This is a genomic window from Shewanella sp. SP1S2-4, from assembly GCF_031932075.1.
GTDB classification, from domain to species: domain Bacteria; phylum Pseudomonadota; class Gammaproteobacteria; order Enterobacterales; family Shewanellaceae; genus Shewanella; species Shewanella baltica.
On sequence record NZ_JAUOET010000008.1, the window covers coordinates 115,923 to 132,678 of the forward strand.

Annotated in this window: 10 protein-coding genes, 2 pseudogenes and 1 riboswitch; of the genes and pseudogenes, 4 read left to right on the forward strand and 8 right to left on the reverse strand. The window is 45.2% G+C overall.

What is annotated here, in order from left to right:
* Window positions 1-65 precede the first annotated feature (65 nt).
* The 3 genes from Q4Q52_RS10280 to Q4Q52_RS10290 form a co-directional block, all read right to left on the reverse strand.
* Window positions 66-1,121: a FecCD family ABC transporter permease gene (locus tag Q4Q52_RS10280; RefSeq protein ID WP_409373419.1), complete on the reverse strand. Its 1,056-nt coding sequence runs from the start codon at window positions 1,119-1,121 to the stop codon at window positions 66-68.
* Window positions 1,122-1,191: 70 nt separating this feature from the next.
* On the reverse strand, window positions 1,192-2,085 hold the full coding sequence (locus Q4Q52_RS10285) for an ABC transporter ATP-binding protein (RefSeq protein WP_311990543.1): 894 nt from the start codon (window positions 2,083-2,085) through the stop codon (window positions 1,192-1,194).
* 99 nt (window positions 2,086-2,184) lie between these two features.
* A riboswitch (cobalamin riboswitch) is annotated at window positions 2,185-2,351 on the reverse strand.
* A gap of 204 nt (window positions 2,352-2,555) precedes the next feature.
* Window positions 2,556-3,287, reverse strand: coding sequence for a histidine phosphatase family protein (locus Q4Q52_RS10290; protein ID WP_311990544.1), 732 nt, complete (start codon window positions 3,285-3,287; stop codon window positions 2,556-2,558).
* Between the two features lie 276 nt (window positions 3,288-3,563).
* On the opposite strand from Q4Q52_RS10290, the gene metH reads away from it, so the two are divergent.
* Window positions 3,564-7,298 carry a methionine synthase gene (metH, locus tag Q4Q52_RS10295; RefSeq protein ID WP_311990545.1) on the forward strand — a complete coding sequence of 1,245 codons (3,735 nt, stop codon included), beginning with the start codon at window positions 3,564-3,566 and terminating at the stop codon, window positions 7,296-7,298.
* A 646-nt stretch (window positions 7,299-7,944) separates the two neighbouring features.
* Here metH and Q4Q52_RS10300 read toward each other — a convergent pair.
* Entirely contained in the window at window positions 7,945-8,937 is a 993-nt protein-coding gene (locus Q4Q52_RS10300; RefSeq protein ID WP_311990546.1) for a LysR family transcriptional regulator, read from the reverse strand.
* A gap of 128 nt (window positions 8,938-9,065) precedes the next feature.
* On the opposite strand from Q4Q52_RS10300, the gene Q4Q52_RS10305 reads away from it, so the two are divergent.
* The 3 genes and pseudogenes from Q4Q52_RS10305 to Q4Q52_RS22215 all read left to right on the forward strand — a co-directional run.
* The gene (locus Q4Q52_RS10305) at window positions 9,066-9,812 is read left to right on the forward strand and encodes an SDR family NAD(P)-dependent oxidoreductase (RefSeq protein WP_311990547.1); all 747 of its coding nucleotides are present in this window, start codon (window positions 9,066-9,068) and stop codon (window positions 9,810-9,812) included.
* Between the two features lie 1,006 nt (window positions 9,813-10,818).
* A pseudogene (locus Q4Q52_RS22210) lies at window positions 10,819-11,499 on the forward strand (PAS domain-containing protein); the annotation flags it as partial.
* Between the two features lie 150 nt (window positions 11,500-11,649).
* Window positions 11,650-12,045: pseudogene (locus tag Q4Q52_RS22215) on the forward strand (methyl-accepting chemotaxis protein); the annotation flags it as partial.
* A 682-nt stretch (window positions 12,046-12,727) separates the two neighbouring features.
* On the opposite strand, the gene Q4Q52_RS10315 reads toward Q4Q52_RS22215, so the two are convergent.
* The 4 genes from Q4Q52_RS10315 to Q4Q52_RS10330 all read right to left on the reverse strand — a co-directional run bounded on the left by Q4Q52_RS10315 (window position 12,728) and on the right by Q4Q52_RS10330 (window position 16,101).
* Complete coding sequence (locus Q4Q52_RS10315; RefSeq protein ID WP_311990549.1) at window positions 12,728-13,138, reverse strand: hypothetical protein; 411 nt, start codon at window positions 13,136-13,138, stop codon at window positions 12,728-12,730.
* A 69-nt stretch (window positions 13,139-13,207) separates the two neighbouring features.
* Complete coding sequence (locus Q4Q52_RS10320) at window positions 13,208-13,639, reverse strand: hypothetical protein (protein WP_311990550.1); 432 nt, start codon at window positions 13,637-13,639, stop codon at window positions 13,208-13,210.
* Between the two features lie 31 nt (window positions 13,640-13,670).
* Window positions 13,671-15,605, reverse strand: a complete 1,935-nt coding sequence (locus Q4Q52_RS10325) for an AAA family ATPase (protein ID WP_311990551.1) — start codon at window positions 15,603-15,605, stop codon at window positions 13,671-13,673.
* Window positions 15,606-15,678: 73 nt separating this feature from the next.
* Window positions 15,679-16,101: a hypothetical protein gene (locus Q4Q52_RS10330; protein ID WP_311990553.1), complete on the reverse strand. Its 423-nt coding sequence runs from the start codon at window positions 16,099-16,101 to the stop codon at window positions 15,679-15,681.
* Window positions 16,102-16,756: the final 655 nt, after the last annotated feature.

Below are 16,756 nucleotides of genomic sequence, written 5' to 3' on the forward strand. Positions count from 1 at the left end.
AATGCTGATTATCCAGCCAGTCTGCGCTTGCTAGATGACTCTAGGATTACGTTCTGACTAGGTGCTTACGCCATGACTCTGCGTTTACGCAAAATCAGCAAAAAGAACATGCTACCTATGGCCGCCGTGATAATCCCCACGGGCAACTCTTGATTGCCAAGTAAACAGCGCGCCAGCACATCAATCCACACCATAAATAATCCGCCCACCAGCGCCGTTAAAATAATCGGCTGACGACCGGGAAACAGCATGCGCACTGTGTGGGGGATCATCAAACCGACAAACCCAATACCGCCGCAGGTGGCAACCAAAATCGCGGTAATCAAGGAGCAGAGCAGCAGCATATTGAGTCGCAACTTAGGCACATTCACCCCTAAGGTATGCGCCGTTTCATCCCCCGCTTGCAACGCCATGATCTGCCGTTTCATACCTAAAATAATGAACAAGCTCGCGCCAATCACCAGTGTCGGCAGCACTAATAAGGACCAACTGGCCTTAGCGAAACTGCCTAAACTCCAAAACAGCACAGAAGCCGTCGCCTGCGGACTGGCGAAATACAGCAGCAGACTCGTTAGCGCGCCGAACATAAAGGAGGTCGCCACGCCTGAGAGCAACATGCGCTCCACTTGGCTATTGAGCCCAAGCCCAGACAAGGCCAGCACTATCAGTACCGACAAACTGGCGCCAATAAAAGCGCCGAAGGGCAAGCTAAACCAGAGCAAACCCGACAAGGCGCCCGAGCCACTAAAAATCCCCGTGTTCGCCGCCATACCCGCATTTTCAAAAAATCCAGAGCCCGTAAATAGCGTCAACATCACCACAGCGCCAAAGGACGCGCCTGAGCTAATGCCAAACAAATAAGGGTCGGCCAGTGGATTGCGGGTCACGGTTTGCAGCACACTGCCCGCCAAAGACAAACCCGCACCCGCCACAAAGGCCAGTAAAATACGCGGCAGTCTGAGCTCCATCACGATGCGCTCCGTCATGCCATTGGCTTGAGTGAGGTTGGCCATTTTATTGATAAACACTTGGATAACATCCATAAAACTGATGTTCGCCGCGCCAAAACTCGTGGCGGCAATGGGGGTTATCAAAGTGATTATGCCTAATGCGACCAGCATCAGTTTTTGTCTCGTCAAAGGTGTCACGATACGCCCCAAATGTGAGATGAAATGCTATTTACTCCCTGAATCATCCGCCCTCGCCTCGCTCAGCCAAAGCATCAGCCATGCTGTGCGTCGAATCATGGTAGCCATAAAAATAGCTGATCAAGGGCTTTTTATGTTGTGGATGGGTCGATACCTTAGCGCACACGCCAAACACATCGCCAATTCGCGCCTCGGTTAATACTTCAGTTGGCGTGCCCATAGCGCTAACTTCACCGTTATGGATCAACAACAAACTGTCGCACAGGGCGCTGGCTAAATTGAGATCGTGAATGGAGGCAATCACGCTGATGCCAAGGCTACGCACTAATTCGAGGATTTGAATTTGATAACGCACATCGAGGTGGTTGGTTGGCTCGTCGAGGATCAACAGTTGCGGCTGCTGCACTATGGCGCGGGCGATCAAGGCACGCTGCTTTTCACCGCCGGATAAGTGCTCGTACTGTTGGTGCATCTTATGGCTCAGGCCGACTTTCTCTAGAGCCTTTGCAATGCGCTCGCCGTCACAGCTCGAATTGGTATCGAACATGCCCTTATGCGGCGTTAAGCCCATGCTGACCAATTGCTCTGTGGTTAGGTCAAAATAATGTGGCGTGTCTTGCTGCACTACAGCGACACGGCAGGCAAACGCCTTGGGCGATAAACGCTCAATATCTTGATCAAACAGGGTAATTTTGCCCTGAGTCGGGCGAACAAAGCGATACAAACAGCGCAGCAAGCTAGACTTACCCGCACCGTTTGGACCAATCAAACCCAGCATCTGCCCGGTAGGCAGCGCAAAGTTAATATTGGAAAGAATGGTTTTGCCATCGATACACCAGCTTAGCTGGCTGACATCAAGCGCGACCGTCTGGCTCGCTGATGGGCGAGTGTCGCTGTCATTCAAGGTATGGCTCGTTTGGATGGCAGAGAGTTTCACCAAAGTGGTGCTCCTAGCAAGTCCAAACCTGAATTAAAAAAGGTTATGCACATTGTCATCGGCTCCCTCGAGTCACCCGCTCGAGAACTAAGGCTGCACGCAGCGATAACAGAAATAGGCAGGTCTCCTGACTCGTCACTTTTTGTATTAAAAACAATATAAAAAGTCACTCACAGTTGCGGGCACAGTTCGGGCTGACTGACAAGCAGCTCCCCGATTCCCTATTATGTTGAGATTGATTTCAAGCCTTTGCAGGGTAAGCTGGCAATCGTTGCCACAGAACATACTCGCACCACTCAAAACTCCCAACACCTATTTCTGTGACGTCATCCGATACGCTATCGCAAGCCTTGCAAGGCCGCGTGCGTAGGGGGACGCCAGGAAAACGCATTATCCTATATTTACCTTAATAGGCAATCGACAATCACGCTGGTAAGACAAGAAAAATCTTCACCTTAGGCCGATGCATATCACTCGCAGCGTCCGCTCGGCCAATCTAAACGCCAGTAACAAACGCCGTGCTCATCCTGCAGCACAGTAATGCTCACCACGGCCGCCACGGGTAAATCGAGTTGACTGTAAAATCCCACCGCCCGTTCAACCCCAAGGGCGCGCGCCATTAGGTGACGGATCACCCCGCCGTGGGTCACCACCCATACCTTGGCAGCCAGCTCACCCGTACTCAAGCCCTTACCCACGCTAGCGCCCGTAACCTGCTCGGCGTTATCTGAGTCGATAATCAACCGTTTAAACTCGGCGGCGAGTATCTGGTCAATCGTCCCATTCACCCGCGACTCGAAACTAGCCATAGTTTCCCCATTGGGCGGCGGTGTTTGCCAAGGGTTTTGCCAATAGGCCGCTAAATGTTCGCCCGCTTGTTGATACAGTTCATCGAGCCGACGACCGTCCCAATCGCCAAAATCAATTTCCTGTAAACCCGTTAAAAACTGCGCCTGCAATGGCCTTGACTCAGATACCAGCGCCGCCGTCGAATGCAGCTCGGCGGCAAAGGCTTGGGCAAATTCGCCGCAGCGGCGTGAAGTCGAGCTATAAATCACGCTACACACGCTGGCCTGTGACTCAACAGCTGCCGACATTTGTTGCCAACCCTTTTTACTCAAAGGCACATCCACACGACCCCGCAAAATAGCGCCGCCTTCACACTCACCGTGGCGCAACAATAACAATCGAACTTGTTTCATATATGCCTTTTTAGTTAGGGACTAGATGCTAGGAACTCAAGCCAAGAGCCTAAATTCTAGATTCTCGATTCTCGATTCTCGCTCCTAATGCCTTTGACTTTCATCTTGCCCTGACAATCATAAGTCGCGTATTATGGACGTCTATACGTTTAAATGTCCAAAACAAATTTTTAAGAACAAGTATTCAAAAAATGTCGGCAGACGACAATAAAATGCACTTAGCATAACAATGGCCGATTTTTGGACTTAACTTAGCTGTATTTAAGGTAATTATTTATGACGATACCCTCAACCAAAGCCGGCCAGATATTGGCAGACATTCGTAAACAGCTTGCTGAGCGCATTCTAATCTTAGACGGTGCCATGGGCACTATGATCCAAGACCACAAGCTCGAAGAAGAGGATTATCGCGGCGAACGCTTTAAAGATTGGCACACTGACGTCAAAGGCAACAACGATTTATTGGTGTTGTCGCAACCCCACATCATCAAACAAATTCACACCGACTACTTAAACGCCGGTGCCGACATCATAGAAACCAACACCTTTAATGCTACGACTATCGCCATGGCTGACTACGACATGCAGTCGCTGTCCGCCGAAATTAACTTAGCCGGCGCCCGCCTCGCCCGTGAAGCCTGTGATGAAGTCTTTGCTGCCACAGGCATTCCGCGCTACGTCGCCGGTGTGTTAGGCCCCACTAACCGTACGTGTTCGATTAGCCCTGATGTGAACGACCCAGGCTACCGCAACGTCAGCTTCGATGAGTTAGTGAGCGCTTACCGAGAATCCACTAAGGCGCTGATTGAAGGCGGCGCAGACATCATTATGGTCGAGACCATATTCGATACCTTAAATGCCAAAGCCGCACTGTTTGCGATTGAATCGGTATTTGATGACTTATTTGGTCAGCATTCGAGTGACCGCTTACCTATCATGATTTCGGGCACCATTACCGATGCCTCAGGCCGTACCCTTACCGGTCAAACCACCGAAGCCTTTTATAATTCCCTGCGCCATATCAAGCCCTTATCTATCGGCCTTAACTGTGCGCTTGGGCCAAAAGAGCTGCGCCCGTACGTCGAAGAATTATCGCGTATCGCCGAATGTTATGTGTCGGCGCATCCGAACGCGGGTCTGCCGAACGAGTTTGGCGGCTATGATGAAACCCCAGAGGACATGGCGAACGTGATCGAAGATTGGGCGCGCGAAGGCATGCTCAATATTATCGGCGGTTGCTGTGGAAGTACGCCTGAACATATCCGCGTTATTCGTGAAGCGGTCGACAGACATAACCCGCGCGTGTTGCCCGATATTCCCGTTGCCTGCCGCCTTGCCGGTTTGGAACCGCTGACTATCGACGCCCAATCCCTGTTCGTTAACGTGGGTGAACGCACCAACGTTACAGGTTCAGCCAAGTTTTTAAAGCTGATCAAAGACGGTAAGTTTGAGCAAGCGCTCGATGTAGCCCGCGAGCAGGTCGAAAGCGGCGCGCAGATCATCGACATCAACATGGACGAAGGCATGCTCGATGGCGCCGAGATCATGCACAAGTTTTTAAACTTGATAGCCTCTGAGCCTGACATCAGCCGCGTACCGATTATGATCGACTCCTCTAAGTGGGAAGTCATCGAAGCTGGCCTAAAATGTATTCAAGGCAAGGGCATAGTTAACTCGATTTCCCTTAAAGAAGGCGAAGCTAAGTTTATCGAGCAAGCAACACTGGTGAAACGCTACGGCGCGGCGGCCATTATCATGGCGTTCGACGAACAAGGTCAGGCCGATACCAAAGCGCGTAAAATCGAAATCTGTACCCGCGCTTATAGGGTGCTGGTTGATAAGGTCGGCTTTCCGCCAGAAGACATCATCTTCGACCCGAACATTTTCGCCATCGCCACGGGTATCGATGAACACGACAACTATGCCGTCGATTTTATTGATGCCATTAAAGCGATTAAAGCCACCCTGCCCCACGCAATGATTTCGGGCGGCGTGTCGAACGTGTCGTTCTCGTTCCGCGGTAACAACCCAGTGCGCGAAGCGATTCACGCGGTCTTCCTGTACCACGCCATCAAAGTCGGCATGGACATGGGCATTGTCAACGCGGGTCAGTTAGCCATTTACGACGATATCGACCCTGAGCTTAAAGTACGGGTCGAAAACGTGGTGCTTAACTTGCCCTGCCCAGTCGAAGGCTCGAGCAATACCGAGCAGTTACTTGAAATCGCGGAGAAATTCCGCGGTGATGGCGCGCAGGTGGGTAAGAAAGAAGATTTAGAATGGCGCAGCTGGCCAGTTAGCCAACGCTTATCCCATGCGCTCGTCAAAGGCATTACCGAATTTATCGATGAAGATACCGAAGCCGCTCGCCAAGAAGCGAAACGTCCGCTGGATGTGATTGAAGGCGCCTTGATGGACGGCATGAACGTGGTCGGTGACTTGTTCGGCTCAGGCAAGATGTTCCTGCCACAGGTGGTGAAATCGGCGCGGGTGATGAAAAAAGCCGTGGCTTACTTAAACCCCTATATCGAGCTGGAAAAGGTTGAAGGCCAATCTAACGGCAAGATTTTGATGGTGACGGTAAAAGGCGACGTGCACGATATCGGCAAAAATATCGTCGGCGTGGTGCTCGCCTGTAACGGTTTTGAGGTATTCGATTTAGGTGTAATGGTGTCGGTGGAGCGAATTCTCGACGCCGTGAAAGAACACAATATCGATATCATCGGCATGTCGGGCCTCATCACGCCGAGTCTGGACGAGATGGTGCACAACGTGAAAACCTTCCACCGCGAAGGCTTAACCATTCCGGCGATTATCGGCGGTGCCACTTGCTCGAAAATCCACACAGCGGTGAAGATTGCACCCCATTATCCCCATGGCGCTATCTATATTGCCGATGCGTCCCGCGCCGTGCCTATGGTGAGTAAACTCATCAACAACGAGACCCGCCAAGCGACCATAGACGAAACCTATGCCGAATACGACGACATGCGCACTAAGCGTTTATCTCAAGCCAAGCGCAAAGAAATAGTGTCACTCGAAGCGGCCCGTGAAAACCGCTGCCAACACGATTGGGCCAACTACACCCCGTTCACGCCAAACGTGCTCGGTCGCCAAGTATTTGATAATTATCCATTAGAAGATTTAGTTGAGCGTATCGACTGGACACCGTTTTTCCGCTCGTGGGAACTGCACGGCCATTACCCCGAAATCCTCACCGATAAAGTGGTCGGTGAAGAGGCGCAAAAGCTGTTCGCCGATGGTCAGGCCATGCTCAAACAAATCATCGAAGAAAAGTGGCTCACAGCGAAAGCGGTTATCGGCTTATTCCCAGCCAATACCGTCAATTACGACGACATTGAGCTCTACACAGATGAATCGCGCACCACAGTCGAAATGACCACACATCACCTGCGGATGCAGCTTGAACGTGTCGGCAACGACAACTTCTGTCTATCTGACTTTGTTGCACCAAAAGACTCAGGCGTCGCCGATTACATGGGCGGCTTTGCGGTGACTACAGGCCACGGCATAGACGAACATGTGGCACGTTTTGAAGCCAACCACGACGACTATAACGCCATCATGCTCAAATGCTTAGCCGACCGTTTGGCCGAAGCCTTTGCCGAGCGGATGCACGAACGGGTACGTAAAGAGTTTTGGGGTTATGCGGCCGATGAGCAGTTAAGCAACGAAGCCTTAATCCGCGAGAAATACAAAGGCATACGCCCCGCACCGGGCTACCCCGCTTGCCCAGACCACACAGAAAAAGGCTTGTTATGGGACTTGCTCAAGCCCGATGAGACTATCGACTTGAACATCACCGAAAGCTACGCCATGTTCCCCACAGCGGCAGTATCGGGCTGGTATTTCGCCCACCCGAAATCCCGCTACTTTGGTGTGAGTAACATAGGCCGCGATCAAGTGGAAGATTATGCCAAGCGTAAAGGGATGAGCATTGCGGAAACGGAGAAGTGGCTGGCGCCAGTGTTGGATTATGATCCCGAGTAATCATGTTTACTCAGTAAGTTGCCCAAACTGAATTTAGGCAACTTTATAAATGGGCAAAGTTAAGGGGCGAGTTATCGCCCCTAATTTTTTACTTTAGAAAATTAAAATCAAAGTCGTGGGGCTTCACCCCACACCCGACCAAGGAGGACTGCTCGTCCTATCCTCCTTGGATGCTCCCTTGCCGAACAACGTCCTTGTCTAACTGCCAGTTCGCCATCCCTGGCTCTCGTTCGAAACGCTGCTACGCAGCACTCACCCTAGCGAAGTGACATGCATTAGTTACCTGTCTCATACTCCAATAAAAATCGCCTAACGGCTCAGATGGCACATCCATGTGCCCCCGAGCCTGCGCCATCATCCATGATGTCGCCACGGCCCCACTCTAACAACTAAGAGCTATCTGCGTATTTCGACAACTTCGCAGGGGATCGGTGAACTTCTGTCGCATTAGAGTTAACGTTTCGCATTGAAAGAGTTATGCATGTCCTATCTTTTCTATCTTTTATCTTTTCTCCAGTTCGGCTGTTCCTGCCTCTGCTCATAAGCACGAACATCATCGATTTTCATTCGCCCTTCAGCAACTTCGCAGGGGATCGGTGAACGTCTGTGGCATTAGAGCTAACTTTTCGCAGTGAAAAAATTAAGCCTATTCAACCTCTAACAGATAAGTGTTATGCCTCATAACTGATGAACGATTGGTGTCACTTTCTACGGCAGCGAGTGCTTGACTGAGGTGTTCACTTAAATATTGCCACACTTCGTTGACGGCGCGGCTTCGCGCATCTTTTCCTAAACACACTAAATGAATCGGCGCAGGATCTGTGTGTTGCCACTTGGCTAACACTGGTACTAGCTGGCTGGCTCTCAGTTCTGGCTGAATTAACATGGGGTCGACCCGAATGATCCCCATGCCCATACAAGCAAGTTCGACTAAGGTTCGGCCATCATCCGTGGAGCTTGATGCCACAATGTGTTGAGTTTCAATTTCGCCATTTGGGCTACGAAAGTGCCAACAATCCATGGCGAGCTTTTGATGACGAAAGATTAAACATTGGTGCGCAGCTAAATCGTTGGGCACCTCAAGTTTAGCGGCCTGCTTAAGGTAGGCGGGACTGGCAAAACAGGCCCATGATTTCGTGCCGATACGGCGCGCGACCAATGAAGAATCGGGCAACTCACCGACCCGCAGCGCAATATCTATCCCTAGCTCAATTAAATCGACCACGCGATCATCAAGATTGATGTCTATCACTATCTCGGGAAAAAGTTGTTTCAGCTTAGGCAGTAAAGGCAGCAGATAGCGTTGACCTAGGATGGTTGAGCTACTGATTTTTACCCGCCCACTGGGTTTAGCTTGCGCTTGCTCGGTGAGCTTAGCGGTATTGCTAAGCAATTCTGTTAGTGAATCGGTGATGGCCAGCAACTCAGTACCCGAATCGGTTAAATTGAGCTGGCGCGTACTGCGCTGCAACAACCTAAGCCCAAGTTGGTGTTCAAGCTGGGCAATTTTCTTACTAACGGACGAACGAGGCAACTGCAGCGCATCAGCAGCGGCTTGAAAACTGCCTAACTGAGTGACACAACGAAATATATATAAATTAGGTAATTGCAGGTGCAATGCCGAAGTATCGATAGCCATATTGGTTCCAGTAAAGAAACAATTCATTTCTTATTACATACCTTATTGGAAACCATTCTCCGAGTTATGCTTTTCTGCGTCAAGCTTCACGACTCACCACGGACTCATCACTCATCAGGAGCACACAGATGCAAACCAGTCTTCACAATAAAACAATTTTAATCACAGGCGCCACTGCGGGTATTGGCTTGGCGACCGCGCACGCTTTGTTGCAACAAGGTGCGAAGTTAATCATCACAGGCCGCGACCAAAGCCGCTTATACCATGCCGTAAAGCAACTTGACGGCAATGTTATCCCAGTGCTGTGTGACAGCGCCAATATCGCGCAAATCCAGCAAATGGCTGCGCAGTTAGCAAGGGATGAGATTACACTCGATGGCCTGATTTTAAACGCTGGCGTGTTTTACCCAGCACCGTTTGAGCAGATGAGTGCCGATAACTTTCACAGCACAATGGCGATTAACTTTACTGGCCCAGTATTTACCCTACGGGCCTTATTACCCTGTTTAAACAACCCCAGTAGCGTGGTATTTATCTCTAGTGTTGCAGTGCAAAAAGCATTTTCTGCCGCTGGCGTATATAGCGCCAGCAAAGCCGCGTTTGAAGGTTTCGCAAGAGTGCTAAATCTTGAACTTGCAGCCCGAGGCATACGCATTAACTCAGTGCGCCCCGGGGTGACCGCAACCGAAATCCAAGCCAAAGCCGGCATGGATGACGCTACCATCAATGGCTTTTTTGAATCATTGAACACCACCCCTGTCGGCAGAGTATTAACGCCAGCAGATATTATCCCGGCGATTAACTATCTCATCTCCGATGCCAGTATTGGCCTACGCAATGCCTACATAGATATCGACGGTGGCTTTGGACTGTAGCGAATTATCAAGTAGGAGGTTAAGGGAAACGCTGAAGATTTTTGAAGGAGTAATCTAAGCTCTGCTTATGGAAATCAAACGTAGACCAAGGAGGATGTGCACCCTATCCTCCTTGCTTATCTGTTCAGCAGCAGCCAAGACGCGCCTTGCGAAGTCACATGCACTAATAGCTCAAACTTCATTTTTGAAACCAAGATCAAAATCAAAGTCGTAGACTACCATTCCACATCAGGGCAAGAAGGGGGGGTCGGTGAACGTCTGTGGCATTAGAGTTAACTTTTCACATTGAAAGAGTGATACCAGTTCCATACTTCTTATTGTCCTCAACTTACCAAGTTATATTGTTGACTCAAGATGACTATTGATACTTCTATAAACTAAAGACAAGTGGATCAACTCAACCAAAGCGAAATGGATTATTCCGATAATGGAATATGGCCGCTACCCATTAACGACTAGTGAAGTGGATGAAGAACTCTAGATATCGAAATGTAGACCACACAAAGTGATTTTCTGAATAATTACGGTATATTCATAAGTCATACTAAGACCCGAAATAATAACTAACCCACAATAAACCGTGATATACACACCCGACACCAATCACACTTAAATCCTAAATAAATAAACCAATAAATTCAACATCATGAATAATCCAACATCCTTCCTGCTTGAGAAAAAAGATCCAAACACAGTATTCAAAAAAACCAACCAGTAAGTCTAAATGATGACTCCACAACAACGTGATAGTGATATAGCCTTAGTTCAACGCTAAAGACGATATATAAAGCTATCGGCATAACAATTTGATCTAATTAGCAGACTGCATCATATAAGTAGAAAAAAATTTATCGACTATACTCAGTTTCTCATCATAAAAATGACGTTTTAAGACTTCTTGGAAATCAATATGATCATATTTAACAAAAAATTAAAGGCTGAACATGAACAATTGAAAGAAGAGTTATTTTCAATGCGGCAAGTTAGGGAAAGCCTTGATAGTGAGATGTTAGTATTAGCGCTAGATGCTGATGGAAAAATTATCGCAATCAACGCTAATTTTACTGACGACATGTTATTTCAAAAAAGCTCACCTATCGGCAAACACTTAACGGAAATGGTGCCAGCGCGAGCTCGAAACACAAGTCATTATAAAGCAATGTGCAATGCCATAAAGCAATGCGAGCATTGGGTAGGCGCACTGCAAATTGTTAAGGGCGATGGCGAGGAAGCTTGGTTACGAGCCATTTTACAGCCCGTCAAAAACAGTAATGGCAAGTTAAAACACTTTTCTATTTATGCAAACGATCTAACCCGTACTATTGAAAGCTCGAAAAAACATGAAGATTTAAACCAAGCATTACAGCGCTCTACCGCTGTTATTGAGTTTAACTTAGACGGTACAGTCATTACTGCTAACGATAACTTTTTAAATGCGATGGGATACACTAAGAATCAAATTGTTGGTAAACACCATAGAATTTTTTGCGAACCAGAAGAATATAACTCAATAGAATACAAGCATTTTTGGGAGCAGCTATGCAAGGGACAATTTGTCGCGAATCGCTTTAAACGTGTTGATAGCTATGGCCGTATCGTTTGGTTAGAAGCCTCTTATAATCCGATTTTTGATAGCTACAACGAACTCTACAAAGTCGTAAAATTTGCCACTGTTATCACAGATCAAGTCAACAGAGAACTGGCCGTATCCGAAGCGGCTGACATAGCCTATAGCACATCCCAACAAACCGATGCTTTTGCAAAAAAAGGGAGCTTAGTGCTACAAGAAACAGTTGTGATGATGAATAAATTAGCGACGCAAATGAATGATGCAGCGAAAGGCATTGAAGCATTAGATAAGCAATCTCAAATGATTGGTGAGCTTGTAAAAAGTATCAGTGGCATCGCCGATCAAACCAATCTTCTTGCCTTAAATGCAGCAATTGAAGCCGCTCGCGCAGGAGAACAAGGACGCGGTTTTGCAGTCGTTGCAGATGAAGTCAGACAACTTGCCTCACGTACCAGTAAAGCGACAGAGGAAATTGTAGAGGTAGTATCAAAAAATAAAATGTTAACCGAAAGTGCTGTCAATATGATTGAGCAAGGTAAGCAACAAGCGCAACAGGGGTTAACACTCTCAACCCAATCGGGTGAGGTTATGTCAGAGATTCAAGATGGTGCACAAAAAGTGGTTAATGCAGTTGGCCAATTCACCAACCAGCTAACTGTCTAATTTTAAAACCCTTATGCCCTATAAAAATACATTTTTGGTGTTACATAAACGTGGTTGAACAGATTATCCATACACAAAAGCCAGTTCGGCAATCCTTGCCTCTCGCTATTAGGTGCAATAACCATCGGGGTTTGGATTACGCTAACGCGGTTTTAGAAGCTGATTCAAACTTCGTTTGATTTTTTAAATCAAAATAAAAGTCGTGGAATTCCATTCCACACCAGGGCAAGAAGGGGATCAACAGCAATCCCCAAGTATATCCATATACAACAGCCAGTTTGGCATCCCTGCCTCTCGCCCATAAGCGCAATCACAAAAGGTGATTATTCGCCTTGCATCTCCCCTTGCCGAACAACGTCCATGTCTAACTGCCAGTTCGCCATCCCTAGCTCTCGTTCGAAACGCTGCTACGCAGCACTCACCCTAGCTAAGTACATGCATTAGTTACCTGCCTCATACTCCAATAAAAATCGCCTAACGGCTCAGATGGCACATCCATGTACCCCCGAGCCTGCGCCATCATCCATGATGTCGCCACGGCCCCACTCTAACAACTAAGAGCTATCTGCGTATTTCGACAACTTCGCAAGGGATCGGTGAACTTCTGTGGCGTTAGAGTGAACTATTCGCATTGAAAGAATTATGCCAACGCCACAAGACTTATTATCCTCAACTTACCAATTTATATAGTAGACTCAAGCTTATTATTGATACTTTTATAAACTAAATATAAGTGTATCAACTCAACCAAAGCGAAATTAACTATTACGACTGTGAAATATTGTAGATCACCCATAGACCATAAGTTAAATAAAAAGAAAACTTCTAGATATCGAAACTTAGACCACCTAAAGTAATTTGACGGATAATCTTTACCTATAAGCATAGGTAACACTTTAAAATTAAAAGTGACTGCAATAGCAATATATACACAAAGCATGCTAAGTAACGAAAACAATAATTTAAAGCTAAAAACATTCATCTGCATAAAAATCGATTCAGACTTAAATTCAACCATCAAATCAACTGCAAGACCGATAACTACTGTCAAAGCAAGCACTATGCTCATACCCAAAAAACTAATTTTTTTCATAAAAAACTCTTAAATCATCCCTAAAATAAATCAATAAACACAGTCAGCGAAACATCTCGAAAGTAAAAATTAAACCAATAAATTCAACCTATTATACTTTTTCACAAGTATATTAAAAACAAAGAAAAAGGTCAGAAACATGAGTGTTTTTACAAAGATATCGATAAAACGTAATGGACTCATCCCGCCAGCTAATAACACATCGAAAACAGGCAGTGATGGCAGCACAACAAATGTAAAAAATGAAGTAGCTAACACAGAGTAAATAAAATACCTTGGATACCCAACTCGATTAATAATCAAAGCACATACTAAAGAAAATATGATCATCAGTGGAAGATGTATCCAAAAGCAAAATACAACCATCCCCAAGTTTTCACTTAATGCTTTTACATTGAAAGATAACAGTAAATCCCACCACCATTTGCTATCGACAGACAACCCACTTCCATGCATAAATATCGACACAGCTATGCCGAAGATAATCACTAAAAACTTCAATTTACCTCCAATTTAAAATTCCGGTAAGATGTCAATCCAAAAAAAAGTCTTTCATATCATTGACCCAATTAGGAACTTTACGATGTACATCTAATTCGCAGTATTTTTTTGCGAATTTAACCTTCATTCCAATCTGATCGAAAAATTCATCTAGAGAAGCTAATTCAGAGATTCTAAAGTCAAATGCAACTCCAGAAACAAGTTCATTTTCAAAGCCAATGCAACTATCAACAACATTTTCAATAAGCCCTTTGTGACCTGTAGAGCAGTAATATTCCAACACTTCTTTAAATATTTCTGAATTTAAAACATTTTCAATTTCTGTAGGTGGAAAATGGGAATTATCAGATGCTTTTAAAAGCTCAACAGCTTTGCTCACACTGTTTATTTGCATTCTCCTCAATCTAAGATTCTTCATCGAATCTTTTGAAGAATAACCCTCGAATTTTTTATCTGTATCAAGAAGAAAGTAAACTTTACCTTTAATATCGCTTCGTTCATCCTCTAGTGCCAAATATATATATTCATAAACTTTCTTAACATACTTACTTCCCCCAACAGAAAGAATGTTAAAACCTTCACCTTCCAAGAAGTGATTTAAATATATTTTATCTGAAGCGCCTTCACAGATAATCCATCGTTTATTACTACGAGTAATTGACGATATAACAGACTGAACAAAGTCATTAACACTTTTAAGCTCAATATTACTCGGCATTTTGCCTTGAGTTTCATTACGTATTAATCTGACATCCTCTCTGAATCTTGATAAATTAATCAAAAAAGAAACTCTATTATCTTCCGAGTCCGCAATATAAACAGCATTACCAGACGATACTGATGGGAAAAATCCGTACCAATGAGTTGAGATAAGTGTTTGCACTCGATTTTTTGATATTTCTTCTAATTTTTCAAACTGCTCAAAACAAGCTGAAGTATGAAGAGATACCTCTGGCTCATCCATAGCAATAACAACCGTTTTATTGTGTAAATCTCTTCCTGAATTTAAAATAAATGCTCTAGCTAAATCAATAATTGCTTTGCGTTTCTCGCCTGAACTAAAATTATATATCGGAGTAAGTTCAGAGTTAGACCTTAAATTTAGAACTTTTGACTCAAAATATGTCTCGATTATTTTTGATGTTAGATGAGTCAAATTGAATAAAGTCTGCCTTTTAGCAGGTTTTTTATATTCATACTTTTCTAAATAGACCTCTACTTTTCTAAGAAACTCATCTAAGCCACTGTTTATATCTTTAATAACCCCTTCATCAATGCAATCTTTAATTATTAAATCAACAGAAGTACCCATTAAAGATTGAATAGTTTTCCCTTCTATTTTTGTATAAGTATCATAATCTATTTCTGACGGTGTATAAATATACTCAAATTCATCCTTTACGTATGAGTAAATCTCATCCAAAACAGAGCTTAAATCAACATTATGTTCATTAAACAAATCATCTGAGAATGATTGTATCGAGTCAAAAACACCTAATGTAAGCTCAGTATTACTACTAGATATCTTTTTAAATCCACAAGGAAATAAAAAATACTCATCATCACACCTTGAATTATGTAATTTCAAGGCATTAATCTGCTTAACTAATTGAGCAACAATGTGCTTATGGGTATTGTGCGCATCACCTTCTTCAATTTGCCACATTATATCGCTAATTGTTGACAAGTACTTATAAACGTTTCTATTTTTATTTATCTTAGCCTTTTCAACAATGAAGATAGGACAAATGTTTGGCTCTCTATCAAACCCACTTTTAAGAATAGAGTGGTTATAATTCCACTCTGACATTGGTCTATTAAAAAAAGTATCTAAAGCCTCTAATATAGAGCTTTTACCAACTCCATTATCGCCGATAAATGCAGTAAAGTAATCACCAGTTGAAATAGGGACGTAATTCCAACCTCGATATATTTTAAAATTCCGTAAAAAAATTGAAAATATCAAAGTAACCCCTTTTTTAAAATAGTAAGCAGAATTAAACCCGCCAAAATCAACTGCTCATTTAGTGTATATAACTTTATTGTGGCAGAACTAATTCCCCTGAATCATACGCCCTATCAAATTCTGCTTTTGCATCGGCTTTGTGGTTGATGCAATTGACCATGTGTTCGTCGGACTTAAAGTTTTTACAGTCTTCGGGGACTAGATAATACTTGCGCCATGCTTCGGCTTTACGTAGTCGCACGGCCTCGTTTTGCTTGGCTAGTCTGGATTTTTCAGCCGCTTTTTGCTGTAACTCTTGCTGAATCTGATACTCAGCAAGCTGGCGATCTTTCGCTGCCTGCTGGCGAGCTAGTTCCGTTTGCTTTTGTTGCATAGCAAACTCATTAAGCCCTTGTGTCAGGCGGTATTCGACATAACTCAAATAACCAATTCGCACTAACAAAGTGACCAAGCCCGCTAACAAGATACCCAACGTAATTTGTAAAACTGATTTCATCCCTAACTTCCAAAGTCCATTACCGATAAAAATGCGATTTATGCCGTTAAAATCCGAGCAACATTAAGATGTTGCTGACTGCACCTATGCAGCCCAGTATCAAAACTTTAATCACACCAAACACTAAGCGAACACAGTAGCCGCAGAATACATTTCCCCTCGGAGTTGCCGCAGGGCGAATAGGCAAATTGCGTGAGTCTCGCCATGGATGGCGAGCTAGCTTTCGCAGGTGCAGGGACGCATCCTTCGGAAGCGATAGCAAATTTGCCAATGAGCACAAGGGGCTTTCAACTCCGTTGGGGGCGGCAAGGGAGATCCAAGAGGGAATTGCTGTTGATCCCCTCTTGGTCGGGTGTGGGTTGAAGACCCACGACCTTGATTCACCTCGGCCGCTAGGCCGCATTAACTCAACGAACTCAACGAACTCAACGCGAAACGGTTAACCCATAACACTCAGTACAGTGCTACAAACACAGAGCAACAAGAAAATAAGTGCCAAAGCATATTCACGAATTTGCAGGAGGAGTTGGGTATCTAAGAAAGAGAAAAGACACATCGTCCTGATGCAAGTGACTCGAATCGCGGGTACGCGATTAAAGCTCATCCTTGTTAAAACCTAAGATAGCGACATAGCGTACACTTGTCTATAACTTTA

Excerpts from the sequence above, each read along its gene's own strand:
- Q4Q52_RS10290 (WP_311990544.1), bottom strand. The coding sequence starts at position 3,287 with ATGAAACAAGTTCGATTGTTATTGTTGCGCCACGGTGAGTGTGAAGGC.
- Q4Q52_RS10330 (WP_311990553.1), bottom strand. The coding sequence starts at position 16,101 with ATGAAATCAGTTTTACAAATTACGTTGGGTATCTTGTTAGCGGGCTTG.
- Q4Q52_RS10280 (WP_409373419.1), bottom strand. The coding sequence starts at position 1,121 with ATGCTGGTCGCATTAGGCATAATCACTTTGATAACCCCCATTGCCGCC.
- Q4Q52_RS10315 (WP_311990549.1), bottom strand. The coding sequence starts at position 13,138 with ATGAAAAAAATTAGTTTTTTGGGTATGAGCATAGTGCTTGCTTTGACA.
- metH (WP_311990545.1), top strand. The coding sequence starts at position 3,564 with ATGACGATACCCTCAACCAAAGCCGGCCAGATATTGGCAGACATTCGT.
- Q4Q52_RS10300 (WP_311990546.1), bottom strand. The coding sequence starts at position 8,937 with ATGGCTATCGATACTTCGGCATTGCACCTGCAATTACCTAATTTATAT.
- Q4Q52_RS10305 (WP_311990547.1), top strand. The coding sequence starts at position 9,066 with ATGCAAACCAGTCTTCACAATAAAACAATTTTAATCACAGGCGCCACT.